Origin of the sequence: Phytoactinopolyspora limicola (assembly GCF_011320225.1) — a bacterium.
GTDB lineage: Bacteria > Actinomycetota > Actinomycetes > Jiangellales > Jiangellaceae > Phytoactinopolyspora > Phytoactinopolyspora limicola.
Genome location: NZ_JAAOEN010000003.1, coordinates 271,896 through 297,019 on the forward strand (window position 1 = coordinate 271,896; position 25,124 = coordinate 297,019).

The following is a 25,124-nucleotide window of genomic DNA, read 5'->3' on the forward strand; positions in this document are numbered from 1 at the left end:
CGTCCGTGATCGAGAGGTCACCGGCGGATCGGGCCGTCGGCGTCGAAGAAGGCGGCGAGATCGCCGGGGACGACACCGGCCAGACTGCGGATCACGACCACACCTAGGCCCGGGTCGATCTCGACGGCGTTCGGGACACCGAGAACCCGCATCCCGGCCGCCACACCCGACGCGGCTCCCGGGGGTGAGTCTTCGATAACCACACAGTCGGCCGGTGCGACACCGAGTTCGGCCGCCGCGGCCAGGTACGGTTCCGGGTGTGGTTTTCCCTGGGTGACGGCATCGCCGGTGATCATGACGTCGAACGTCCCCGCGGGCAGCTGAGCCACCACGGCCTCGGCCAGCACCCGGTAGGACATGGTCACCAACCCACAGGGCACACCATGGTCGCGTAGGGCGGCCAGCAGCTCAGAGGCACCAGGGCGCCATTCGGCGCCATGTTTGACGCCGGCCAGCACCTCGGCGAGAAGTTGGTCGACCACCTCGGCGGCGCTGAGCGGGAGATCCGCCTTGGACCGGATGTACTCACCGGCCACCAACAGGTCGCTGCCCACCAGCGCCAAGCTGTCCGCCTCGGTCCACGTGCCGCCGTGCCTGGCGACCAGGTCCTCCTCAGCAGCTATCCACAACGGTTCGGTATCGACGAGGGTGCCGTCCATATCCCACAGAACGGCAGCCGGAAGCGTAGCGACCACGTACTCCATGCTCTCACGGACCAGGCTGCCCAGCCGGAGGCAGCACCTGATCCCGCTCAGCCATGACCCGTCCGAGCTCGGCTCGGGAGCGTATGCCGAGTTTGCGGTACACCCGGGTCAAGTGTGCTTCGACGGTTTTAGGGCTGACCAACAGCTCCGCGGCGGCTTGCTGATTGGTGCGGCCCGCGCAGATGAGCCCCGCCACCCGTTCCTCGCTGGGGGTCAGCCCGTCGACGCTGGCCGCCGTGGGTCTGGCCAGCCCCAACCGGTGGACTTCGTCCTGGGCGTTCCGGGCCCACCGGGCCGCCCCTGCTTCCCGAAACAACTCGGCTGCTCGTTCCAGCGACGCGCGGGCGGCTCGCCGGCGGTTGCGGCGCCGTTGCAGCCGTCCCATCACCAAATAGGTCCGGGCCTCCTCGTAGCCCAGACCCAGGTGGTCATGTGCCACCAACGCATGGTGGAACGCGGCTTCGGCGTCGTCGAGGTCTCCGCGGGCGACGCACAACAGGCCCCTGGATCGTGCCCCGACGGCACTCGCCCACGGCCGCGAAGGGCGGGTGCCGCTCGATTCGAGGACACCCACCAAAGTCTCCGCTTCATCGAGACGCCCTAGTGCGATCATCGCCTCAGCCACATCGGGGATCAGCGATGACACCCCAGGGTCGGCCTGCATCGCGGCGGCGCCGACCATGCGGCCGGCCTCGAACCACCGCACCACCTCGCCATGGTCTCCAACGGACAGCTCGGCCATACACAGTGCCGCGTAGGCGTGGAGTGACCACATGGCCGCACCCTCGTTGGCGAACAGGTCGAGTGCGGCCAGTCCCGCCTCACGGGCCTGCTCCACGTCACCACGCCAGGCACAGATGTAGGCCACGTGCACTCGGGCAATGGCTTGGGCACGGCCAGGAACGACGAGACGTTCGCGGTGGGCGGCCGTGTCGGCCAGTTCCCGCGCCGTGGCCACATCTCCCTGCCACAGGGCAGCGACGACCTGCAGGACCGACACCAGGTCCGCGTCGGTTTCCTCGCCGCGATCGAGGCACCGCTGGTGAATGATGGCGAGTTGAGCGCGTGCTTCGGTGACCCGCCGCGCCCAGAGGTGGACCATCCCCCCGATGAGCGTGGGCCGCAGCATGGAGCGGAGGGGACGATCGGGGTCCTCCAGAGCTATCGCCCGAGCCAGCGTGGCGTCGTCCACGTCGTCGCCGAGCAGAAACGCGGACATCACCAGGCAGCCCAGCGCTTCGGCCAGCAGACCGGCGTCATGGGCCTGTTCCGCCGCTTGCACGGCGATCTTCGCGTAGCCGAATGCCTCGGCGGCTCGAAGTCCGGTCCCGTGCACGAAACAGAGTTCGACAGCGGCGGTACCGCGCTGGGTGCTGTCCTGGGCCGCTTCATTGAAGGCGCGCTTCAGCACGTCGGCCGATGCGGCGTAATCGTCCAGCTGGTATCGCGCCATGCCGAGCAGACGGAGGGCTTCGGACCGTGGCGGGCCGGGAGCGAGCCGGTCGACGACGTCGGTCAGGATCACCTCGGCCGCATGTGAGTCTCCGGCGCCCAGATGGTCACGGGCGCTTCGCACCCGCCGCTCCGGGGTGTCAGCGCCCAGGGCGATCGCGGTCGACAGGAGCTCAGCGGCCGACGCCGGAGCTCCGCGGCCGCGGGCCTGCGCGGCGGCCGCTTCGAGGGCGTTGATGACCTGTGGTTCCGGTTCGATCGTCGACCGGGCCAGATGCCAGGCGCGCTCCTCGACGTCCTCCACGACCTCGCTCAGTCGCCGGTGCACCGCGCGGCGGGTGGAAGGTGCCGCGTCGCCGTAGACGGCGCTGGCCAGCAGCGGGTGAGTGAACTCGATCCGCCCGCCGGAGACGGTCACCACACCGCGGTCCTCCGCCGGGCCGAGTGCCCGGACCAGGTCGACGTCTCCGATCGCCGCCTGAGTGAGGTCCGCGCGCCGCGACGCCAAGGCGCTGACGACGAGCAAGACGTGCCTGGTTAATGGCGAGAGGACCTCGATGCGTCCTTGGACGACGGCGTGCAGGCTGGCCGGCATCGGGCCGAGGTCGACGGAGTTCGGCCGCGCCGCACGGGCCAACTCCAGCGCGAAGAACGGGTTGCCGGCTGCGGTGTCGGCGATTCGCGCGACCAAACGGAGGGCCAGTGGCCGGTTGGTCCGCCGCCGGACGATCTCGTGGATCGCGCCGCGGGCCAACCGAGGCAGGGTTAATGTCTCACGACGGGACGGATCGGGCGGCAGGAGGTGTGCTGCGGGGAGCCGCACCCCGCCTCCTGCCGCCGGATCGTCATCTCGCCACGTCGCTAGGACGGCCACCGGTCCCGTACACCGTCGGACCGAGAACTCCAAAGCCCGGCGGCTTGGTTCGTCGAGCCATTGCAGGTCGTCGACGGCCAGCAGGACCGGTGACCGGCGGGCCAGCTCCTTCAGAACCGACAGCAACCCGGCGCCGACCGCGCGGGGATCCGGTACGCCCGATGCGCCCTCGGTGCGCAGCAAGGCGGCGTTGAGTGCGTGCCGTTGCGGAGCGGGCAGCCGCGCCCACCCCTCACGTTCGGTTCCGTCGAGCAGATCTGCCAGGCCCGCATAACTCAGCCGCATCTCGGCGGTGACCGGTCGGGCGGTCATGACGCGGGCGCGGCGGCCGGCGTCGTCGACACCGGCCTGCCACACGGTGGTTTTCCCGATCCCGGCTTCGCCTGCCACCACCAAGACCGCGGGCCCAGCGTCGAGCCCGTCGATCAGCCGGCGCACCACCGCGAGTTCACTCTCGCGGCCGATCACGGGTGGCGACACAGATCGATTGTGCCAGCGGCGCGGCTGCTCCATCATCCGTTGCTGAGTCCCCTCGGGAGACGAGCTACCGGGCCGCGGCCGTGACCCTGCGGATCGAGGTGCCGGCGACACAATGACGTCCCAGATGGTTTCACCACCATCCGCGTCGCGCATCGGGTGTTTCCCTACCACATCGGTCAGGTGGGTGTGGTGGTCGTCGACACTCGGCCACGGCCAGTGCGCACCGCGGGCTGCACTAACCGTAGGGTGGACCACGAGGGAACGACGGTGTTCCCGAACCGTTGCGGTTCAAGCACAACACCGACAGTTTCGGGTTCGCGGAGAGGGCCCGTCCCAGGTAACGTCGAACGCATGCGTGCCGACGCAGGGGAAGGACCAGCGTGATCGAACTGGACAGCGTTCCACAGCTTCGCCAGCCGGTGCTGGTCGCCGCGTTCGAGGGATGGAACGACGCCGGGGAGGCCGCCACGGCCGCCGTCGAGCACCTAGAACAGATCTGGCAGGCCGAACCTCTGGCGTCACTCGACCCCGACGACTACTACGACTTTCAGGTCAACCGGCCCGTCATCTCGCTCGACAACGACGGTGCGCGCAATCTGCGTTGGCCCACCACTCGGCTGACCGTGGCCACCTCCGCCGACCTACCCCGAGACTTCGTCCTGCTGCGTGGCATCGAGCCGAACATGCGGTGGCGGGGATTCTGCGCGGAACTCCTCGGAGTGGCCGCCGAGCTCGGCATCGAACGGGTGGTGACGCTGGGTGCCCTACTCGCCGACGTCCCGCACACCCGGCCGGTCCCGGTCACCGCCGCCAGCAGCGAGCCTGGTGGTGTCGAGGCGATGGGCCTGGAGCCGTCCCGGTACGAGGGACCCACCGGCATCGTGGGGGTGTTTCAGGACGCGGCCACCCGCGCTGGGTTGGACGCGGTCTCGCTCTGGGCGGCGGTACCCCACTACGTCGGTCAGTCGCCTTGCCCGAAGGCCACCGTGGTGCTGATGCGCCGCTTGGAGGACCTGCTGGAGGTCTCCGTGCCACTGGGTGACCTCCCCGACCAGGCCGAAGCGTGGCAACACGGCGTCGAAGAGCTGGCGCAGGAGGACGCCGACGTCGCCGAGTACGTGCACCGGCTCGAGGAAGCCTCCGACGCCATCGACCTGCCCGAGGCGTCCGGCGAACACATCGCCCGCGAGTTCGAGCGTTACCTCCGCCAGCGCGGCATCGGCGATCAGTAACGCCGAGTCCCTCCCCGGCCCACGTGCTGCGCGTCAGCTGTTGAACGCGCGTGGGATGGTGTCGTCGAGTTCAGCCGTCTCCGGCCACGGTGCGTGTCCGGCCAGCCGCAGCCAACGCACCAGAACCTTACGGCGCAGCCGCTGAGCGGCCCGCACGACCTCGTTGTGGAATCGCCGAGCGTGCGCCGCACGCCGGCAGGCCAGGCTCAACTCGCCGAGCGCGTCCGCCAGCAGCGGCACGTCCTCCCGCCAGGCGGCAAGCTCCTCGGGTTCGCCCAAAGCGGCGGTGAGCACCGCGGTGAGGTCGCTCTCGGCCTGATAACGCTCGTTGTCGCCCGCGGTGCGGGCTCGGGACGCGGCGTCGGCGACCACGACCGACGTCGCCGGGTCGAGAAGGTTCGCGGTGGCCAGTTCGAGTGCCGACGCCGAGCGCCGAAGCAGTTCCGCGTCCAGCACGGCTCGCGACGCGTCGACTCGTGCATGGAGCCGGTCCAGGCGCCCCGCCGTCCAGGACAGGTACACACCCAGCAGGAAGAGCACGCCGACAACAACCGGAATCCAGATCACAGCGTCCGACCCTACCTACCCCGCTGCCCGTGCGCTCCCCCGCCCGTCGCGGCGTGCCCCGGCGGCGGAGTCACCGGCCCGGCAAGCGGAATCGGGGACCGTCAGCCGGCGACCCGGCCGCCATCACCATCTCGTACACGGCCAGCACTTCGGTGGCGATCTCCGACCAGTCGTAGCGGCGCACCGCCACCGACGCGGCATCCCGGTACCGTTGCCGCCGCTGAGGGTCGCCCAGCAGCGCGATGGCTTCGGTGGCGAGGCTCTCGGAGTCACCGATCGGCACGAGCGCACCCAGCCGGCCGTCGTCGAGCACGGCCCGGAACGCGACCAGGTCGCTGGCGACGACGGGAGCTCCGGCGGCCATGGCTTCGACGATCACGATGCCGAACGACTCTCCGCCGGTGTGTGGTGCGATGTACACGTCGCTGCTAGCGAGCATGGCGGCTTTGTCGTCGTCGCTGATGGCGCCGAGGAAGGTCACGGCGTCGCGGTGCTCGGCGGGGATGCTGCGGCGGGCTTCGTCGACATCGCCGGGGCCGGCCACGAGCAGCCGGGCGTCCGGATGCGCGGTGTGGATGGCGGGCCAGGCTCCCAGGAGCACCGGCAGTCCCTTGCGGGGTTCGTCGACCCGGCCGAGGAAGCTGAACGTGCCACCGGCCCCCTGCCACTCCGGCCGTGGTGGCGCCGTGAAGCGGTCGACGTAGAGGCCGTTGGGGATCAGGACGGCATCGCCGCCGAGGTGTTGGACGATGGTGCGGCGGGCCTCGTCGGAGACGGCGATGCGGGCGCTGAGCTTCTCGAGAGTGGATTGGAGAATGCCGTGGCCGGCGCTGAGCACCCGGGAACGTTTGGAACCCTGGTGGAAGGTGGCCACGGCCGGCACGTCGGCCAACCACGTGGCGAGCAGGCCGAGGCTGAGGGTTTCGGGTTCGTGGATGTGCACGAGGTCGAACTTGCCGTCGCTGAGCCACCGGCGTACCCGCGCCGCCGCGCGGGGGCCGAACAAAACACGCGCGACCGAGCCGTTGTACGGGATCGAAACCGGACGTCCGGCTTTGACGACATACGGCGGGACGTCGTCGTCCTCTCCCCCGGGTGCCAGCACCGACACGGTGTGGCCACGGGCCATCAGCTCCTCGCTGAAGTCGCGGATGTGGAATTGCACCCCACCGGGGACACCCCACGAGTAGGGGCAGACGATCCCGATATTCACGGCGCGGCCAACGTGCTGCCGGGGTGTTCGGATCCCCGGGCGGCCTCGATGTCGGATTGAAAGATGCGTTGGGCCATATGCCAGTCCTCCGGATGCTGGCGGATGCCTACCTCGAAGGCATCCGCGACACGCTGCGTCATGGTAGCGATGCGGTCGGCGCGGCGTGCTGGAATCTCGATAGGTTCGTGGAACCACAACACGACGCCGTGGTTCGGCTCCCGGCCTTCGTAGGCGAGAGTGGTAGGGAGTAGGGTCGCACCGGTCCGCAGCGCGAGCATGGCCGGACCGGCCGGCATACTCACCGGTTCGCCGAAGAACGTCACCGGTACGCCGCGCCGGGACAGGTCACGTTCGGCCGGCAGGCAGACCGCTCCCCCTGACTCCAGATGGTTGGTGAGCCGGCTCATCACGTTCTCGGCGCCGGTGAGCGGCAGGATGGTCATACCCAATTGTTCACGGTAGGCGAGGAACCGCTCGAACAGCTTCTCCGGACGCAGCCGTTCGGCGACACTGGCCACCGGTGCGCCGGTCAGGCACGACCATGCTCCGGCGTGGTCCCAGTTCGCCATGTGCGGCAACGCGACCACCACTCCTCGCCCCTCGTCGAGCGGTGCTCGGAACCGCTCCTCATGGAGGGTACGTACCCGGCCGACGATGCGCTCATGCGTCCAGTCACCGATGCGGAACGCATCACACCAGTAGCGCATGTAGGAACGCAGCGCCGCCCGGCTGAGCGCACGCAGCTCGGCGGGGTCGGCGTCGGGTACCACCCGGGCCAGGTTGCGTTCGAAGCCGCGAGCGGCGCCGCCGCGGCGCCGCCAGGCAACGTCGGCCAGGGTACGGAACAGTCCATAGGCGGCCGGCTCGGGTAGCGCCCGCACGGCCGCCCACCCTGCGCTGTACAGCGCGAGCCGGCGCCGGTCGGCGAAGCGCGTCATGCCTGGACCGCCTGCTGGTGGACGTGCCGGACGCGCTGGAACACCGTCCACGCACTGGCGGCCATGAGTAACCAGAGTACGACCTCGAGGACGACGATAGACAGGCCGAACAGCCCAACGAGGCCGGTGGTGACGAGCACCGCCACCAGCCGGTCGGCCCGCTCGGCGATCCCGCCGGAGGCGGTATAGCCGAGGCTCTCCGCGCGCGCTCGTGCGTACGAGACCACCGCGCCCAGGGCGAGGCAGGCCATGAGCAGGGCTGTCATCCGCGTGTTGTCGCCGTCGCCGGCGAACCACAACGCGAGGCCGGCGAAGATCGCGGCGTCGCCGACCCGGTCCAACACGGAGTCGAGGAACGCTCCCCAATTGCTCTTCCGTCCGGACAGCCGGGCCATGATGCCGTCGATGTTGTCGGCGAAGACGAACGCGGTGATGACCAGCGTGCCCACCAGGAACTCACCACGTGGGTAGAACGCCAGCGCACCAACGGTGACGCCGGCGGTACCCACGATGGTGACGACGTCGGGGCTGATCCGCGCCTTGGTGAAGGCCCGCGCGATGGGCGTCAGGATCCGCGTCGTGTAGACGCGCGTGTATTTGTCGAGCATGGCCTGGTCTCGTCAAGCTCCTCGTGCGGCGGGCAGGGGCTGTCGGTTGTGCCAGCCGCATCCGAAGACGGTACGTCCGGCCACGCCATCGTAGGAGATGGAATCTCGACAGCCCCTTGCGGATCCTCGGATGGCACAGCAGAGTGGCATTCACAACGCAGGATGGTCGGCGCCGGCACGCGGGGGACCGACGACGCACGGGAGGCGACGCGGCGCCGCCAGAGATGAAGGGCAGGCGCGATGGCGGGCCGAAACTCTCAAGGACACACCCCCACGGCCGTTGGCGGCACCGCCGACCCCCCGACGGCCGGGGAGGTCCGCAACGTCGTCCTGGTGGGGCATACCGGAGCCGGAAAGACCAGCCTGGTAGAGGCGCTTCTGGCGACTACCGGCGCTATCTCCCGGCCGGGCCGGGTCGAGGACGGCAACACCGTCAGCGACTACGACGAGGCCGAGGTGCGCCAGCAACGCTCGGTCAACCTGGCGCTGGCTCCGCTCGAGTATGCCGGGGTGAAGGTCAATCTGCTCGACACCCCCGGCTACGCGGACTTCGTCGGCGATCTGCGGGCCGGGCTACGGGCCGCGGACTGTGCGTTGTTCGTCGTCTCCACCGCCGAGCCCATCGACGGAACCACCCGTATGCTCTGGACCGAGTGTGCTGCCGTGTCGATGCCGCGTGCCGTCGTCCTGACCAAACTCGACCACCCGCGCTCCGACTATGCCGGCACGCTCGCATCCTGCCGCGACGCGTTCGGCGAGAAGGTACTCCCGCTCTATCTACCGGTGTCCGATGGCGGGCCGGCCACCGGCCTCGTTGGCATGATCAGCCGCAAGCTGTACCAGTACGCCGACGGACGACGGGCCGAAGCCGAGCTGACCGACGCCGATGCCGTGCGGCTCGACGAGGCTCGGGGAGAGCTGATCGAAGGTGTCATCGAGGAGTCCGAGGACGAGACGCTGATGGAGCGTTACCTCGGTGGTGAGGAGATCGACCCCAAGATCCTGGTGGACGACCTCGAACAGGCCGTCGCGCAGGCGTCGTTCTATCCGGTGTTGCCGGTGTGTTCGGCGAGCGCACTCGGCACCACCGAGTTGCTCGAGGTCATGACGAGCGCCTTCCCCTCCCCCGCCGAACACCCCATGCCCGCGGTGACCACCATCGACGGCGAACCGCGAGACAACCTCAGCTGCGATCCCGCCGGCCCGTTGCTCGCCGAGGTCGTCAAGTCGACCACCGACCCGTACGTCGGCCGGATCAGCCTCACCCGGGTGTTCTCCGGCACGCTACGCCCAGATCTGCCGGTCCACGTGTCCGGTCATTTCTTATCCGGCGGCGGACACGAGGAACACGACGAAGACGAACGGGTCGGCACGTTGTCGTCCCCGCTGGGAAAAACCCAACGGCCGGTCGGGCAGGCACCGGCCGGCGACATCGTCGCGGTCGCCAAGTTGTCCCGTGCCGAGACGGGCGACACCCTGTCCGACCCGCAGCAGCCGCTGCTGATGCGCCCGTGGGACATGCCCCAGCCGATGTTGCCGGTGGCCATCGTCGCCCGGACCAAAGCCGACGAGGACAAACTGTCACAAGGGCTGTCCCGGCTGGTCGCCGAGGAGCCGACGCTGCGAGTGGAGAACAACGCCGAGACACACCAGCTGGTGCTCTGGACCATGGGCGAGGCGCACACCGACGTGTTGCTGGACCGCCTAGCCAAGCGGTACGGCGTCGAGGTCGACCACGTGGAGCTGCGGGTGCCGCTGCGGGAGACCCTGGCCGGCCGCAGCGGTGGCCGAGGCCGGCACGTCAAGCAGTCCGGTGGCCATGGACAGTACGGGGTGTGCGAGATCGAGGCGGAGCCGCTGCCGCAGGGGTCCGGGTTCGAGTTCGTCGACAAGATCGTTGGCGGGGCGATCCCACGCCAGTTCATCCCATCGGTCGAGAAGGGTATCCGGAGCCAGATGGAGAAGGGGGTCTCCAAGGCCGGCTACCCGATGGTCGACATCAAGGTCACCCTGCTCGACGGCAAGGCACACAGTGTCGACTCGTCGGATATGGCCTTCCAGATGGCCGGGGCGCTGGCGCTGCGGGAGGCCGCCGCCGCGGCGGGTGTCAGCCTACTCGAGCCGTTCGATCAAGTGTCCATTCTGGTGAACGACGACGACGTCGGCACCGTGATGAGCGACCTCTCCAGCCGCCGCGGCCACGTACTGGGCACCGAAGCCGTCGGTCAGGGACGCAGCCTGATCAAGGCTGACGTCCCCCAGACCGGCCTAGTCCGGTACGCCATCGAGCTGAGAGCCATGAGCCACGGCACCGCCACCTTCACCCGCGAGTTCGCCCGGTACGAGGCGATGCCCGCCCATCTCGCGGCGAAGGCCACCGACGACGGATAACAACGGCGTCACCCACGTGTGCGTCGCAGCACCAACGATGCCCCGCCCCCGGCCAGCACGGCACTGGCCCCCGCCCCCAGCAGCCATCCCACCGGGGCGATGCCGGTATCCGGCAACCGGGGATCCTTGCCCGGCGGCGCCGGGGTCACGGTGGTGCTCGGCTCCGGGGTCACCGTCGGTTTGGGGGTGACGGTGGGTTCGGCCGTCGGTGTCGGGTCCGGTGTGGGTGTCGGGTCCGGCGGGTCCGTGGGTTCTGGTTCGGCCGGCACCGTCAGGTAGGCCCGCTCGATCGTCTGCTCCAGCGTGTTGCCGTCGTCGTCGGATAGCCGGGCCCGCAACGACACACTGCCCGGCTGGTCGGGATGGATCACGGTGAACGATTCTCCGGTGATCGTCGCCGGTTCCCACGATGCGCCGTCGTCGTGTGACACATCGATGGTCAATTCGTCCACCTGGCCCGCCGCCGCGCCATGAACCTCGAACGGGACGGTGAGCTCCGTCCCGGCCACGGCGGTGCTGGTGAGCGACAGCTCAGGCGCGAACCGCACCACCGACAGCGGGAACAGTTGGTTGGTGCCATCCTCCGGTGCGGCCTCGACGTCGAAGGCCCACGTCACCTGCACCCGGCTGCTCACCCTCGACACGTCCTCCGGCCGGGTGACCTCGGTGCTGAGCTCCAGCCGCCCGGCACCCGCCGGAACCTCCCAGGGCCCGACCGGAATGTCCTGGTCATACAGGGCCTCGTCGACGGTCAACACCTCGGCGCCGTCGAGCAGCACCCGGGTTCGTGCGGTGTCGTAAGCCGAATACCCGGGGTTGCCCGCGCCGTCACCGAACATCGGCACAAACGCCCACAGTTCATCGTTCGAGCGCACCACTCTCGGCGGGATCCACGGGTCCACTACCCCCAAGGCGGGACCGAACACGCCGATGTTGTAGTCCCGTGCCGACTCCCGGCCCGGCTGATGCCCACGCGGGACCTCCTGGACGAAGGTCTCTATCTGGAAGCCCTCACCCTCGGTCTGCTGAGCCGCGCCGAACGACCACCGGCCTTCACTGCCGAGCACGTGGTTGGTCCGCTCAGCGGGGAGATCAGTGGGGACGACGATCGTCATCAAGCCGTCGTCGACGCCGGTCCAGCTGGCTACCAGTGCTCCGGACCGCTGCGAGCTGTGGCCCAGCCGCATGGTGACCCGCTCGAACTCGTCGCCCGTCGGTTCGCGTTCCAGGCCGGCCAGAAGAGTGCCGGACTCTTGCCAGGCGGCGTGATACCACCCGGCTGAGTCACCGGGGCCGGGGGCCTCCCACCCACCGGCCAGACCGGCCCGGAGCTCGTCGGCCGAGACCGGTGCGCCGAGTTCGGCCAGCCAGATGTTCTCCGGACCGGCGTCGAACATAATCAGGGTGTTGCCGAGGCCGTACCCGTCATGGAACACCATGTGGCCATATACCGACCACGACGCGGTAGCACCCGGATCGGGCATCGTGATGTCGAATGGTTCGGTGTCCCGTGCGTCCAGCACGATCTCGGTATCGTCGGTGATCTCGAGTTTCGGTGTGATCATGCGGGCGAAGATGCCGTCGCCGGGTTCCAGATCCCCGACGAGGTGATAGACACCTTCCGGGACCCGCAGGGTCACCTGGCCGGTCTCATCCGGCGCGACCCAGTCCCAGAACTCGGTGTCCAACCCGTCGATCGACATACTGCCGTCGGCGGTGCGGGCTCCGTCGAAGTCGCGAAACGTCATGGTGAGGTCGTGGTGGGGACCCTGCCGCACCACCCCGACCGCCGTGGTCACGACGACGTCGCCGCTATCGTCGGCCGCGGTGATCGTGCCGCCGTAACCGGCGTGCGGGGCGTCCATCCTGGTGTCAGCCGTGACGGTCACCCTGGCCGCGCCGCCGGCCGGCACGATGACCTCGGTGGTGTCGACGGTGAACATACCGTCCGGGGCCGGCTCGCCGGATGGGTCGAACCCGTCGATCGACAACACCAGCTCGACCGGTTCGGCGCCGTGGTTGTGGTAGGTCAATACCTCGTCGGCTGGATCGGCCTCGTGCGGGTATTCGTGCACGCCGAAGTCGAGCGCCCCTGGTTCGGTCGTCACCGATTGATGGATCGCCCGGGCGACATCCAGCCGTCCCGATCCTTGGCCGTAGGCCGACGTACGCCGGTCCGACTCCGCCGATGCCGTGAGCGCCGTCTTGATCTGGTCGCCGGACCAATCCGGGTGCTGCTGAGCCAGGATGGCCGCCGCTCCGGCCACGTGGGGTGTGGCCATCGAGGTGCCATCGTGTGAGACGTATCCGCTGCCGCCAGCCTGGGCGGCGGTGATGTCGACCCCCGGCGCGGTGAGATCGGGTTTCAGCGCCCCATCGGAGGTCGGCCCCCAACTGGAGAAGTCGGCCAGGACATCACTGCTGTCGACCGCCCCCACGGCCAGCGCGGACGGCGCGGCGGCCGGACTGTCGACGGACCCCACCGAGGACGGCCCCGCGTTGCCTGCCGCCACCACGAACAGGGTGCCGTGCTGTTCCGACAATGCCTCGACGGCCTCCTCGACCGGGTCCAGACCTGGTGTGTCCGGGGCGCCGAGACTCATGTTCACCACGTCGGCGCCCTGCTCCACGGCCCACTGCATGCCGGCGATCACCGTGGATTCCGACCCGAAGCCGTCGTCATCCAGAACCTTGCCGTTCAGCAGCGTCGCACCGGGGGCGACCCCGCGGTACCGATCGCCCTGACCGGCCACCGTCGAGGCCACATGGGTGCCGTGTCCGTCCCGGTCCAGCGCGTCGTCAGCATCGGAGAAGTTGGCCGCGGCAGCGACCCGGCCGGTCAGATCGGGGTGGGTGTCGTCGATCCCGGTGTCCAGCACCGCTACCGTCGCGCCCGTTCCGTCGAGCCCCACCGCCCAGGCGGCCGGGGCGCCGACCTGCGGCACGCTGTCCTCCAGCGCCGCTTCGACCGGTCCGTCCAGCCACATCCTCTGGACACCGTCGGCCAACACCGTCGATGCCCCCTCGCCGCGGGTGGCGGCCGCCCAGAACGCCGCACCGGCGGCGCGGTCCACCACCGCGGCAACGCTGGACACACTCGGCAACGTTTGGGTGGCCTCCGCTCCGGCCGCCGCGGCGACCAACCGCTGCGCGGCGGAGTCCGAAGTGGTGTGCTGGACGATGACGGGCAGCGTGGCCCGGTTCGTGTCGTCGTATCCGTACTCGACCAACCGGGTCACGTTGAATAACCGCTCGTCCAACGCGCCGCGGGCCAGCAACCCCGCGGCGTCGGCGGGCACCACGAACGTACCGCTGTCTCGCGTCGTCACCGAGACCGGTATGTGCTCCCGCCCGGCCGCCGGCAGCACGGTCCGCACCTGGCCCTGGGCGTCGGTGACCACGCGGTCACCGGTGAGCAACGTGACCGTGGTGCCCGCGTTCATCGCCAGTGCGGCCGGAACCGAACTCTCCGGCGTCGCCGCCGACAGCCACCCACCGGCGACGGCCAGCATCCCGACACTGGACGTCATCGCCACCAGAACGGTGACCAGCCGAACCCTTCGAGTTCGCATGTTTCCCCTTGTACTCAGCTATGGCGCATGAACACCGGCAATCTATGGCTCTTCGATCTCCGGATCCAGGGAGATCAACGATCTCGCACAAGATCCTCATCGGATCTTCACGATCGGCCTACTTCTGCCGACGCCAGGTGCCGCGCTCACCACGCCATGAGCCACCCGTCGTCAGGCGGGTCAGGGTGATCCGCGGCTGGCGGCGCGTCTGGCTCATCGGTGTCAGGCCGTATGGAGGACCAGTGAAGCCAGCCGGCTCCGGTGTACTCCACGGCACGTGTCTGCCCGGCCCCGGGCGTACGTTCACAGTCGGAACCCATGTCACGAACCCCTCGACGATCAACTCGCGGACGGGTTGCCCCGTCCTCTCACTGATAGGACGCGGCGACGTGGGCCTCTGGTTGTCAGCCAGGCTCAGCCAGTAGTGTTCGGCCACCCCGCGGCCAGCAACTCCCGGGTGTCGGCCAGCAACTGCGGCATCACCTTGGTGTCGCTGAGCACGGTCATGAAGTTCGCATCGCCGCTCCAGCGCGGCACGACGTGTTGGTGAAGGTGGGCGGAGAGCGACCCCCCGGCCACGCCGCCCAGGTTGAGGCCGACGTTGAAACCGTGGGGTGCGGACACCGCCTTCATCGCCACGATCGCATCGCGGGTCATGGCGGACAGCTCTGCCGTCTCGTCCGGGGTGAGCGACTCCAGATCACCAACGTGCCGGTAGGTGACCACCATCAGGTGACCGGGGTTGTAGGGGTGCAGGTTCAGCACCCCGTACACGTGGGTTCCCCGCGCCACGACCAGGCCGGCGTCGTCGTCCATCGTCGGGATCGTACACAGCGGACACGTAGTGCCATCCCGCTCGGCGCCCGATCCCGACTCGCCCCGGATATATGCCATCCGGTAGGGCGTCCACAGCCGTTCCAATCGATCGGGCACTGTTGACTACCTCCGAACTACCTGCGACTCTCCGGTGTGGCCGGCCTCGGATATGCCGGCGTGATCAGACCTGGATCCGGCGGCGAACGGCGTCGACGATCTCCGCGATGGCGTCGTCGATCGGTACACCGTTGTTCTGCGTGCCGTCCCGGTACCGGAACGAGACCGCACCCTTGGATACGTCGTCGTCGCCGGCTAGCAGCATGTAGGGCACCTTCTGGTGCTGGGCGTTGCGGATCTTCTTCTGCATGCGGTCGTCGGAGGTGTCGACCTCGACCCGGATGCCGTGTTCGCGCAGCCGCTCGGTTACCGCCCGCAGATGTTCGACGTGTTGGTCGGCGATCGGGATACCCACCACCTGAACCGGGGCCAGCCACACCGGGAACGCCCCGGCGTAGTGCTCGACCAGGATGCCGAAGAATCGTTCGATGGAACCGAACAATGCGCGGTGGATCATGTAGGGGCGTTGTCGGCTGCCGTCCGCCGCGGTGTACTCGACGTCCAGCCGCACCGGGGTCTGTAGATCCACCTGCAGGGTGGACAGCTGCCAGCTGCGCCCGATGGCGTCGCTGACATGTACGTCGATCTTCGGGGCGTAGAAGGCGCCGTCGCCTTCGTTGATGGTGTAGGGCAGCTCGGCCTTCTTCAGGGCGGCTTCCAAGGCGGCCTCGGCCCGGTTCCAGTCTTCGATAGCGCCGACGTACTTCTCCGGCCGGGTAGACAACTCGGCGTGGAAGTTGGTCAGCCCGAAGTCGCGGAGTAACCCGAGGACGAACTCCAGCAGGCTGGCCAGCTCGTCGGCGAGCTGCTCCGGGGTGCAGAAGATGTGCGAATCGTCCTGGGTGAACCCCCGCGAACGCACCAGTCCGTGGACGACCCCGGACCGCTCGTACCGGTACACCATGCCGAACTCGAACAACCGCTGCGGAAGCTCACGATACGAGCGCCCCCGGGACTTGAAGATCAACGTGTGCATCGGGCAGTTCATCGGTTTGAGGTAGTAGTCCTGCCCGGGTTTACGCACCGCGCCGTCGTCGTCGTACTCGGCGTCAAGGTGGACCGGCGGGTAGAGATCGTCCTTGTAGAAGCCCAAATGCCCGGACTTCTCGAACAGGGCGTCTTTGGTGATGTGTGGGGTGTAGACGAACTCGTAGCCGGACTGCTCGTGGCGCTGCCGCGAGTACTCCTCCATGATCCGCCGTACCGTGGCGCCCTTCGGGTGCCAGACCGCCAGCCCGGGGCCGATCTCGTCGGGGAAACTGAACAGGTCGAGCTGGGCGCCGAGCTTGCGGTGGTCGCGCCGCTCGGCTTCGGCCAGCCGCTCCAAGTGGGCCTGGAGCGCCTCCTTGTTCTCCCATGCGGTGCCGTAGATCCGCTGCAACTGGGGGTTGTTCTCGTTGCCGCGCCAGTACGCCGCGGCCACACGCATGAGCTTGAACGCCGGGATGTGGCGGGTGGTAGGCAGGTGCGGGCCGCGACAGAGGTCTTTCCAGGCCACCTCTCCCCCACGCCGGACGTTGTCATAGATGGTGAGCTCGCCGGCGCCGACCTCCGCCGACGCGCCCTCGGCAGCGTTCTCCGCACCACTCTTGAGCCCGATGAGCTCCAACTTGTACGGCTCGCCGGCCAGTTCGGCCCGGGCGTCGTCATCCGACACCGCCCGGCGGGCGAACTGCTGGCGTTCCTTGATGATGCGCTGCATCTGCTTCTCGAGCCGTTTGAGATCCTCCGGGGTGAACGGCTCGGCGACGTCGAAGTCGTAGTAGAAGCCGTTCTCCACCGGCGGGCCGATGCCCAGCTTGGCGTCGGGGAACAGATCCTGCACCGCCTGCGCCAGGACGTGTGCGGTGGAGTGGCGCAGGATCGCCCGGCCGTCCTCGGAGTCGATCTGGACCGGCTCGACGTCGTCGCCGTCGCTGAGCACCCGGTCCAGATCCACCAGCTCGGCACCTATCCGCGCGGCGATCACCCCCGGTTCGTCGGCGAACAGCACGGCGGCCGTCGTGCCCGCATCCACCTGTCGCTCGGCTCCGGCGACGACGATGTGGATCTTTTCGGACACGACATTGCTCCTTAGGTCGAGAAATGACATCGGTTGGCTGAACTCGCTCGATGGTACCCGTGCTGGGACGTACAGTAGAAACAGATAAAGGAGGTCGGTGTGGGCGGCTTCGGCATAGATCTCGGCACCGCCAACACGGTGGTCGGTCATCCACGCCGGGGCATCGTGTTCGACGAGCCGTCGGTTATGGTCGCACACTCCGACGACCCCACCACACCCGTCCTCGTCGGTCGCGACGCCCGGGCGCTCACCGGCCGCACCCCCGCCGGCTACCAGATGGTCCGGCCGCTCCAAGACGGAGTGGTCGTCGACCTCGAATCCGCCCGGGCGTTCATCGTCGCCATGTTGCGCAAGATCCGCCGGCGTGGCTGGCCCGGAGAGCGGCGGCGGGCCGTCATCGGGGTACCGGCCGGCGCCACCACACTCGAGTGCCGGGCGCTGCTGGAAACCGCGCACGAGGCCGGGCTGCGCAAGGTCGCCTTGCTGCCCGAACCCATCGCCGGCGCGTTCGGGTCCGGTATCGACCCCCTGGAGTCGCGGGCTCACATGGTGGTCGACATCGGTGGAGGCACGTCGGAGATCACCGGGTTCTGTTACGGCGGCGTGCTCGCCTCTCGCACCTGCCGGGTGGCCGGCGACGAGCTGACCCGCACCCTGACCCAGTACCTGCGGGCCGAGCACCGGCTCATGGTGGGCGACCTCACCGCGGAGACCATCAAGTCCACCGTCGACGACGTCACCGATCCACCATTGATCGTCGAGGGCCGCGATGCCGCCACCGGCCGGGCCCGGCTGATGACCCTCGAAACCGACGAGGTCAAGGACGCGCTACGGGGCACCGTCGACGAGATCGTCCACACCCTCACCGGCTGCCTCGAGGATCTCCCAGCCCAGGCGACCAGCGACATCATGAGCAACGGGGTGCTCGCCATCGGTGGTGGTGCCCTCATGTCCGGTTTCACCCGGCTGCTCGAAGAGACGTTCGGTTTCCCGGTCAAGCTGGCCGGCCGGCCCCTCACCTGCGTGGCCGAAGGCACCACCCGGGCGTTGAACCATCCGCCGGTGCTCGCGGCCTACGGCGGATGACCGACCCCGGCCACACCGGAGTTCACTCGAAGTAGTGCTGCATCAGCTCGAGAGCCACCGGGCCGGAGGTCTCCGAGCCCATCCCGCCACCACGCACGTACGTCGTGACGACGATCTCCGGATCGTCGACGGGGGCGACCGCGGTGAACCACGAGTCCGGTGCGCTCAGCGGCGACGCCGGGTTCTCCGCCGACCCCGTCTTGCCACCCGCCGGCACCGGGAGCACCCCGAGCTGAGCCGCCGTACCACCGGTGACGGCGGCCCGCAGGCCGTCCCGGACCGGACCGAGCTGGCCGGCGAAAGCCAGCCGCTCAGGTTCGGGCACCTCGACCGTAGCGCCGTCGCCGTGCTCGGCCGCCAGCCGGGGGGTGACCAGCTCACCGGTGGACAGAGCGGCGGTCCAGCGGGCGGCCTGCAGCGGGGTGGCCACCACGGGGCCCTGCCCGATCCCCAGGATCACGGTGGCCCCCGGATACCACGTGCCACCCGCGTTCGTCACCGACTCCGGGGTGTCCAGCACACCTGGGCTCTCCCCCGGCAGGTCGATCCCGGTACGTTCGCCGACGCCGAGCTGGCGTGCGGTGCCGATCAGCCGGTCCGCGCCGAGTTGCCAGGCGAGGTCGTAAAAATAGACGTTGTTCGACCACGCGATCGCATCGATCATGTTGTGCGGCGGCATCGGCCGCCAGTTCGCGAACGTATGGTTGCCCAACGTGTACGACGCACCGGTGGGCACCACCCGGTCCGGAGCGATAATCGCGTGTTCGGCATTCGCCGCCGCCGTCACGAGTTTGAACGTCGACCCCGGTGGCGCCGCGTGCTGGGTGGCCTTGTGTGTCAGCGGCAGCCCCGGCGCCTCCACCTCCGCCCGCAACGCCGCGACGTCGATCGGGGGTGTGTAGACGTTGTTGTTGTACCCCGGCCGCCCGGCCAGAGCGAGAATGGCACCCGTGCTGGCGTCCATCACGACGGCGGCGCCGACATCTCCGCCGCTGGTGTCCATGGCCGCGGCCAGCGACCGGTCGGCCAGCTCCTGTAGTTCCAGGTCGAGATGGAGCCGCAGATCGTCGCCCGCGACCGGATCGACCCGGCCGGCCGCGGCCACCGGCCGCCCCACCGGGTCCACGTAGACACACTGCTCACCATCGGTGCCCCGCACGACGTCGTCGTACTGTCGTTCCAGCCCGGCCCGGCCGACGGTGGCTCCGAGCGGGAGATCGGGCCAGCGCTGCATGTCCTCCGGCGTGCCGACGCCGACATACCCCAGCACCGGGCCGAGCAGCTGGCCGTACGGGTACTCACGCCGCTCCGACGGCGCGACCAAGACGCCGGGCAGTTCCTCGGCGGTGAGCCGTCCGGCGGTGTCCGGATCGACGGTGGCGACGGTGACCGTCAGCTCGTTGCCGCGCCCGTGCAACACGTCCTGTACCTCGTCGGGCGACTCGCCCACGGCGTCGGCCAGGCGCGCCACGGCGGCGTCGTCGGTGTCGGGAAACATCCCCGGCAGCACCCGGACGTCGTACTCGTCGCGGGTGATCGCCAGCGGCGTGCCCGTGCGGTCCTCGATGACACCCCGCTCGGCCGGCAGCCGGACACACCTGGTCATCTGCTCGTCGCTGGCCGCCCGGAGCTCGTCGGCCCGGGCGTCCTGGGTGTACCAGGTGAAATACGACAACGCCAGCAGGTTGGCGGTGAGCACCACGGCACCGCTGCGGGCCCAGCGGGGTCGGCGCCGGCGGCCGGCTGGCACGTCCCACAGCGGCCAGCGGCTATCACCGTCGCGCCGCATGGCGAGGACGAGGCCGAGCGCGATCAACGTGGCCAGCGCGGCGGTACCGCCGTAGCTGAACAGCGGGATGGGCAACCCGGTGTGCGGTAACAAGCCAAGGTTGGCGGCGATCGACACGACGGTCTGGACGCCGAGCAACGCCGCTACGCCGCCGGCCAGGAGTGCACCCTCTGGTGAGCGCGACGTCCGGCTGATCACGGCAAGCCGCCACACGATCACCAGAACCGCTAGGGCCACCGCCACCCCGGCGGCGAGCCCCCAGCTGTGCACGATGCTGGCGAAGGCGAGGTCGTGTTCGGCCTCGGGCAGGTAGCTCACCCGGAGGTCGTGCAACGGCTCGCCGGCCGTGCCGGTCACCCCGCCGAGAGCGATAGCGATCTCGGCCTGAAGCATCGCCCAGCCCGAGCCGCTGGCGTCGCGGTCGCCGGAGATGAACGCCTGGATCCGGCCCAGCTGGTACGGCCGCAGCACCAGCACCGCCAATGGCAACACCGCCAACACTGCTCCGAACAGGGGCAGAAGTGGAAGCAGCGGCACCCGAGCCAGGAGGATGACGAACGTGGTGACCGCGGCGAGCACGAGGCCGGTGGAGAGGTCGGGTTGCAGCATGATGAGGCCGGCCGGGGCGGCGGCCAGGCCCAGCGCCACCAGGAATCGCCGCCGGGTGTAGCCCGGTGCCAGCATCACCGCCAGGACCACGACGACGGCAACCTTGGCCAGCTCGGACGGCTGGAGCGTGACGAAGCCGAGATCGATCCACCGCCGCACCCCCCGGGTGCCGTCGTCACCAGCTAGCACCACGAGCAGCGCAAGCAAGGTGCCGGCATAGAGCACCCAGCCGATGCGAGACAAGAAGGCCGCACCCCAGCGGGCGAGCACCAGCATGATGACGACACCTACCGCGACGATGGCAAGCTGGCGCAGGGCAAGGTCGGAAGCGCCGATGGTGACGAGGTTCAGGGCGCCGAGACCGGCCAGCACCGCGACCGCGGCCACGATCGCTACGTCGACGGTGCGAGCGCTGGCCATCGGGCGGGCCCGCGCCGGCGACGACGGGGTGATACCCGGGCGGGTCAGTACCCCCCACTGGCGGCTCTGGAGGGTGGGCATGACGACACCCTCAGCACGTGTCGGCGTCCTCGGGCACCAGCATCGGTCCCGACGCGGCCTGGTCTGGGCTGTCGGTGACCGCGAAGACCGCAAGCGCCGCGCCGTCCGGCAGATCGACCTGCGACAACCCCCACACCTGGGTCCATCCGGACTGCGCGGTGACGGTGACCCCACCCTGGGTGGTCGACTCGGCGGCACAACGGTCGACGATCTCGAAGCCCCACGTCACCTGGCGCGCTGATCCAGCCGGATCCAGATCGACCTCGACCCGGACCGGACACGGCGAGCCCGCCGTACACGTACCCGCGGTGGTCTCCATCCGCACACCCGACACGGCGCCGGCCGACTCCGGGGCCGGCGCCTCGGCCGTCACCGGGCCCGAAGCGGGGTCGGCGTCGCCATCGGCTTCGTCGGCGTCGTCGTCTGGTTCCGGTGGCGGCGAGACCGGCTCGATCTGCACCGGCGGCGGGTCCGAGGAGCCGAACAGCTCGTCCCAGGTGTCGCGCACCTCGTCCCAGATGCGCGGACCGGCCCACCAACCCCCGGCGACGAGTGCGGCGGCGAGAAGCAGCAGCACGAACACCTTCAATCGGCCACCGCGGCGGCGCCGGTGAAACAACATCCGGCGCGGCACCCGGCCGTCCCGCGGCAACCGCGGCCGCCGGGTCAGCGGGGTGGCAACCGACGCCGCTGTCTCCCGGGCCCTGGGTTCCTCGGCCGACGTGCCGGGGTCGAGGCTCCGGCTGGCCACCGCCAGCGCGCCGAGGCCCCTGCGCACATGCTCGACGCGGCGCGGGCTGCCGCCATCGAGCAGCTCGTCGGCGACCTCACCCACCCGCCCGGCCAACGCGGTGACGTCGCCGTTGACCTCTTCGAGGCGCATCAGCCGGGCGACGGCGCTTTGCCGGCCCGGCCCGGCCCGCCGGGCACTAGCGATCAGCTCATCGAGCACCGCGGCCGCGGACCCGGCCGTGCCGGGGGTGTCAGCGCCGTCCCAGAGTGGATCGAAACGCACCTGGCCGGTGCCGGTAAGCCGCACGGACGCGGCGTCGATACCGACTCCGTCGGAGCCGATCCGGTGGATGGCATCGAGCCCGCCCACGAGATCCCGCGCCAGCAGTGCCGCCTGGGCGGGGGTGAGGGTGGCAACGGTCAGCAGCCGCTGCAGCGGCACCGCGAGCTCCTCGTCAGCTGGTGGTGGCCGACGCGGGATCTCCTCGGCAGGGCACCGCCGCGCCGGCCAGGCGCTGTGTAGCCGCCTGACCTGCCGTCTCAGATCTGCCGCTGTCTGGTTTGCCATGGCGGTCTCTCGACGGAGGTGGCCTGAACTGGCACGCCGCCGATGTACCTAGCCGATGGCACGTTCGGCGACGTCGCCTCTGTGTCCATTGTCCCCGCCGGTTGCGGCTTTGTCCGCCGTTTTCGATCACGAGTCGGCGTCGGCGGCGATAGCGGCCGCGAACCGGGCCGCAGCCGCGTCGTCCTGATCGAGGAACAGGCTCGGCTCGGTCAACTCGAGCTCCAGCAGAATAGGCGTACCGTCGGGTCCCGGGATCAGGTCGACCCGTACGTAGGTCAGTCGCGCCACGTCCGGCACCGCCGCGAGCACCTGAGCGGCCACCCGATGTTCCTCAGCCGACGGGACACGCGGGGTGATCCGCTCGTTCCGGAACAACCCGGCCACCCCGCGGTCCGGGCCGTCGAGCATCGGACCCTTCCGGATGGCATGGCTGAACTCCCCATGGAAGAACAACATGGCCGTCTCACCGAACGCGTCGACAGCGGACAGGTAGGGCTGGATCATCACCGTGGCCCCCCGGTCGAGCAACCGGGTCACATGGGACAACGCCAGTTCCCGATGCTCGGGGTTGGTGGTGGAGTACCGTCCGGTGTCGACCGAACCGGCACTGATCGCGGGTTTGATGACGTATTCGGTGGCCGCGGCCAGACCGGCCTGGGTGTCGAGGTCGGCGTCGTCACCGGGCAAGCTGATGGTGTCTCCCGGGGCGATCCACCGGGTGTGGACCACCGGCACACCGTCGTCTCGGAGGTCGCGCAGATAACGTTTGTCGGTGTTCCAGCGCACTACGTCTACTGGGTTGACCAGCCGCGGCACGCCAGCCGCCCAGGTGAGGAACTCGTCGCGGCGGCGCGAGTAATCCCATGTGGAGCGGAGCACGGCGAGGTCGTACGACCCCCAGTCGACTCCGGTGTCGTCCCAGACCACCGGTTCGGCGACGATGCCGCGTGTTTTCAAAGGTTCGTATAGCAGCTGATCGTCGTCGGGAAGCTCAGCCAGCTCCGCGCAGGTGACCAGCGCAATCCGCGTCATCGTGTGTCCTCCCCCGGATTCGTATGACGGCACGGACCGACGATACGCGAAGTCCGGCACAGCACCCCGTTCGCTCCCCCAACCATCGGTGCACACACCGCCACCCGACCCGCTTGATGCCAAACGGTCGCGCCGAGCACCAACCGGTCTATCGAAACACCTACTCGCCTGGGATCATTCATCTGGTCGAACATGAGGGGTAGCCGCTGCCATGACCGCCCAGAACGGAAAGACCTCCGGACATCACCCATGGGGCGCCGTCGCCTTTACTGCCGCCCTAATTGCTGGCGTGCTCGCCGGCTTAGCTACTGGAATCATCCAAGATCTGGTCAACCTGGGTGGACGGGAGTCACAGTCCGCTGAACCCTCGGCTGCACGGACGGTAGCTACTCCGCTTGTAGCGCCAACTGACGGGCGCAACCGCATCCAGGAGCTGGGTCTTGGCATAAGTCCGGGTGAGATCTCCATTGCAGCTCGTGAATACACCACCATCGAAATAACGGACGCTACACCGAATACCTATATCGACGTCGAGATCGCACAACCGGATCACCTCGTGGGCGAGCTCAGCGGAATCTGCCCCGACCTCACTGAAGGCCCTTGCCACCTTGTCTATCGCGGCGGAGGAATGCCGGACCGCGCTGGGGTCGTGACGATCGAATTCCCGAGTGACCCAGATATCGAACTCCACCCTGGGCTCTACGAAATCACCGCACAGGATCGGCACACAGCGGCGGTGGTCTCCATCGACCTCAAGGTGCGCCGATAGCCAAGGTCGGTGACAAGCCAACGTCGGAGTGCTTCGTTTGCCGTAGTTGGGTCGTGCACGTGACGGTGGAAGGTTGTACGCGCTATAGCGAGGAGAACCCTCCACTGTCACGCCGAAAACCTTCCACCGATCGGTATCGCCGGCGGCGCGACGCCGGTCTTGGGGCGCGGGCACTCGTTGGGTCGTGGCCGTCCCGCTCTGGAATAAGAGTCGGACGGTCCGAGCGATAAACTGCGGCAGTGTGACCCCTATGCACCACAACTCTGCCGACCGCGCTGCCTCTCCCCACTCCGCCGCTGACCAACCCGTCCGGCGGGTCTGTGTCTTTTGCGGCTCTAGCCCGGGCAGCCGGCCGGATTACACCGCGGTTGCCACCGAACTCGGGCGCCGCCTCGCCACCGAGCGGATTGGCGTGGTTTACGGCGGTGCCCGTATCGGCGTCATGGGAGCGGTGTCGGCCGCGGCGCTGGCCAACGGCGGTGACGTCGTCGGTGTCATTCCGGAGGCGTTGCTCCTGCGCGAGGTGGCCCACTTCGACCTGCCGGATCTGCGCGTGGTCGGATCCATGCATGAACGCAAAGCGACGATGAACGAGCTGTCCGATGCCTTTATCGTGCTGGCCGGCGGGTACGGCACCTTCGAGGAGTTGTTCGAGGTCGTCACCTGGGCGCAGCTCGGCCTGCACCACAAGCCCATCGTCCTGCTCGACGGAACCGGCTACTTCACTCCGGTGCTGACGATGCTCGACCACGCCGTCGACGAGGGCTTCGTCTCCCCAGCCGGGCGAGCGCTCGTCCAGCACGCCACCGACGTCGATACCGCGCTGAAACTGGTCCGTCAGCCGGCGCCGCCGCAACCCGAACTCGTCCGCCTCTCTCCCGACGAGACCTGAGTCGCAGCCACGGTTCTGGCTCCGGCCCATCAGCAGTGTGCGGAGTGGAGTTGGCGCATGCAGTGGAGTTGGTGCAGCAGCGGAGTTGAGTTGGTGTCGCCCTGACCGCACCTCCGGCAC

General features: G+C 69.0%; 17 protein-coding genes. 5 read left to right on the forward strand and 12 right to left on the reverse strand.

What is annotated here, in order from left to right:
• Positions 1-17 precede the first annotated feature (17 nt).
• Together G8760_RS10225 and G8760_RS10230 are read right to left on the reverse strand one after the other, a co-directional pair.
• Positions 18-695: an HAD family hydrolase gene (locus G8760_RS10225; RefSeq protein ID WP_207782213.1), complete on the reverse strand. Its 678-nt coding sequence runs from the start codon at positions 693-695 to the stop codon at positions 18-20.
• A 13-nt stretch (positions 696-708) separates the two neighbouring features.
• A complete protein-coding gene (locus G8760_RS10230) occupies positions 709-3,510 on the reverse strand; it encodes an ATP-binding protein (RefSeq protein WP_166350521.1) in 2,802 nt (933 codons plus the stop codon).
• Between the two features lie 380 nt (positions 3,511-3,890).
• On the opposite strand from G8760_RS10230, the gene G8760_RS10235 reads away from it, so the two are divergent.
• A complete protein-coding gene (locus tag G8760_RS10235) occupies positions 3,891-4,742 on the forward strand; it encodes a PAC2 family protein (RefSeq protein WP_166350523.1) in 852 nt (283 codons plus the stop codon).
• 33 nt (positions 4,743-4,775) lie between these two features.
• Here the strand turns inward: G8760_RS10235 and G8760_RS10240 are convergent, their stop codons facing one another.
• The 4 genes from G8760_RS10240 to pgsA form a co-directional block, all read right to left on the reverse strand.
• Entirely contained in the window at positions 4,776-5,309 is a 534-nt protein-coding gene (locus G8760_RS10240) for a hypothetical protein (RefSeq protein ID WP_166350525.1), read from the reverse strand.
• Between the two features lie 70 nt (positions 5,310-5,379).
• Positions 5,380-6,522, reverse strand: coding sequence for a glycosyltransferase family 4 protein (locus tag G8760_RS10245; protein ID WP_166350527.1), 1,143 nt, complete (start codon positions 6,520-6,522; stop codon positions 5,380-5,382).
• Positions 6,519-7,460 (reverse strand): phosphatidylinositol mannoside acyltransferase, encoded by a 942-nt coding sequence (locus tag G8760_RS10250; protein WP_166350529.1) that lies wholly within the window; start codon positions 7,458-7,460, stop codon positions 6,519-6,521. The genes G8760_RS10245 and G8760_RS10250 overlap by 4 nt, the downstream gene beginning before the upstream one ends.
• The gene (pgsA, locus tag G8760_RS10255) at positions 7,457-8,068 is read right to left on the reverse strand and encodes a phosphatidylinositol phosphate synthase (RefSeq protein ID WP_166350532.1); all 612 of its coding nucleotides are present in this window, start codon (positions 8,066-8,068) and stop codon (positions 7,457-7,459) included. Before pgsA ends, G8760_RS10250 begins: the two co-directional genes overlap by 4 nt.
• A 240-nt stretch (positions 8,069-8,308) precedes the next feature.
• Between pgsA and G8760_RS10260 the strand changes: the two genes are divergently transcribed.
• Positions 8,309-10,459 carry an elongation factor G-like protein EF-G2 gene (locus tag G8760_RS10260; RefSeq protein WP_166350534.1) on the forward strand — a complete coding sequence of 717 codons (2,151 nt, stop codon included), beginning with the start codon at positions 8,309-8,311 and terminating at the stop codon, positions 10,457-10,459.
• Between the two features lie 8 nt (positions 10,460-10,467).
• On the opposite strand, the gene G8760_RS30545 is transcribed toward G8760_RS10260, so the two are convergent.
• The 3 genes from G8760_RS30545 to thrS all read right to left on the reverse strand — a co-directional run bounded on the left by G8760_RS30545 (position 10,468) and on the right by thrS (position 17,026).
• Positions 10,468-14,031 (reverse strand): S8 family peptidase, encoded by a 3,564-nt coding sequence (locus G8760_RS30545; RefSeq protein WP_166350536.1) that lies wholly within the window; start codon positions 14,029-14,031, stop codon positions 10,468-10,470.
• A 414-nt stretch (positions 14,032-14,445) separates the two neighbouring features.
• A complete protein-coding gene (locus G8760_RS10270; RefSeq protein WP_343074384.1) occupies positions 14,446-14,964 on the reverse strand; it encodes an HIT family protein in 519 nt (172 codons plus the stop codon).
• A 64-nt stretch (positions 14,965-15,028) separates the two neighbouring features.
• Positions 15,029-17,026: a threonine--tRNA ligase gene (gene thrS / locus G8760_RS10275; RefSeq protein WP_246222502.1), complete on the reverse strand. Its 1,998-nt coding sequence runs from the start codon at positions 17,024-17,026 to the stop codon at positions 15,029-15,031.
• 99 nt (positions 17,027-17,125) lie between these two features.
• Here thrS and G8760_RS10280 point away from each other — a divergent pair, with 99 nt between their 5' ends.
• Complete coding sequence (locus tag G8760_RS10280) at positions 17,126-18,112, forward strand: rod shape-determining protein (protein WP_166350538.1); 987 nt, start codon at positions 17,126-17,128, stop codon at positions 18,110-18,112.
• A 22-nt stretch (positions 18,113-18,134) separates the two neighbouring features.
• On the opposite strand, the gene G8760_RS10285 is transcribed toward G8760_RS10280, so the two are convergent.
• The 3 genes from G8760_RS10285 to G8760_RS10295 form a co-directional block, all read right to left on the reverse strand.
• The gene (locus tag G8760_RS10285) at positions 18,135-21,011 is read right to left on the reverse strand and encodes an FtsW/RodA/SpoVE family cell cycle protein (RefSeq protein WP_207782214.1); all 2,877 of its coding nucleotides are present in this window, start codon (positions 21,009-21,011) and stop codon (positions 18,135-18,137) included.
• A 10-nt stretch (positions 21,012-21,021) separates the two neighbouring features.
• Positions 21,022-22,311: a serine/threonine-protein kinase gene (locus tag G8760_RS10290; protein ID WP_166350540.1), complete on the reverse strand. Its 1,290-nt coding sequence runs from the start codon at positions 22,309-22,311 to the stop codon at positions 21,022-21,024.
• Between the two features lie 126 nt (positions 22,312-22,437).
• Entirely contained in the window at positions 22,438-23,343 is a 906-nt protein-coding gene (locus tag G8760_RS10295) for an ATP-grasp domain-containing protein (protein ID WP_166350542.1), read from the reverse strand.
• A 211-nt stretch (positions 23,344-23,554) separates the two neighbouring features.
• On the opposite strand from G8760_RS10295, the gene G8760_RS10300 reads away from it, so the two are divergent.
• Together G8760_RS10300 and G8760_RS10305 are read left to right on the forward strand one after the other, a co-directional pair.
• A complete protein-coding gene (locus tag G8760_RS10300) occupies positions 23,555-24,112 on the forward strand; it encodes a hypothetical protein (protein WP_166350544.1) in 558 nt (185 codons plus the stop codon).
• A 250-nt stretch (positions 24,113-24,362) separates the two neighbouring features.
• Positions 24,363-25,004 (forward strand): LOG family protein, encoded by a 642-nt coding sequence (locus G8760_RS10305; protein WP_166351131.1) that lies wholly within the window; start codon positions 24,363-24,365, stop codon positions 25,002-25,004.
• The last annotated feature ends 120 nt before the right edge of the window (positions 25,005-25,124 follow it).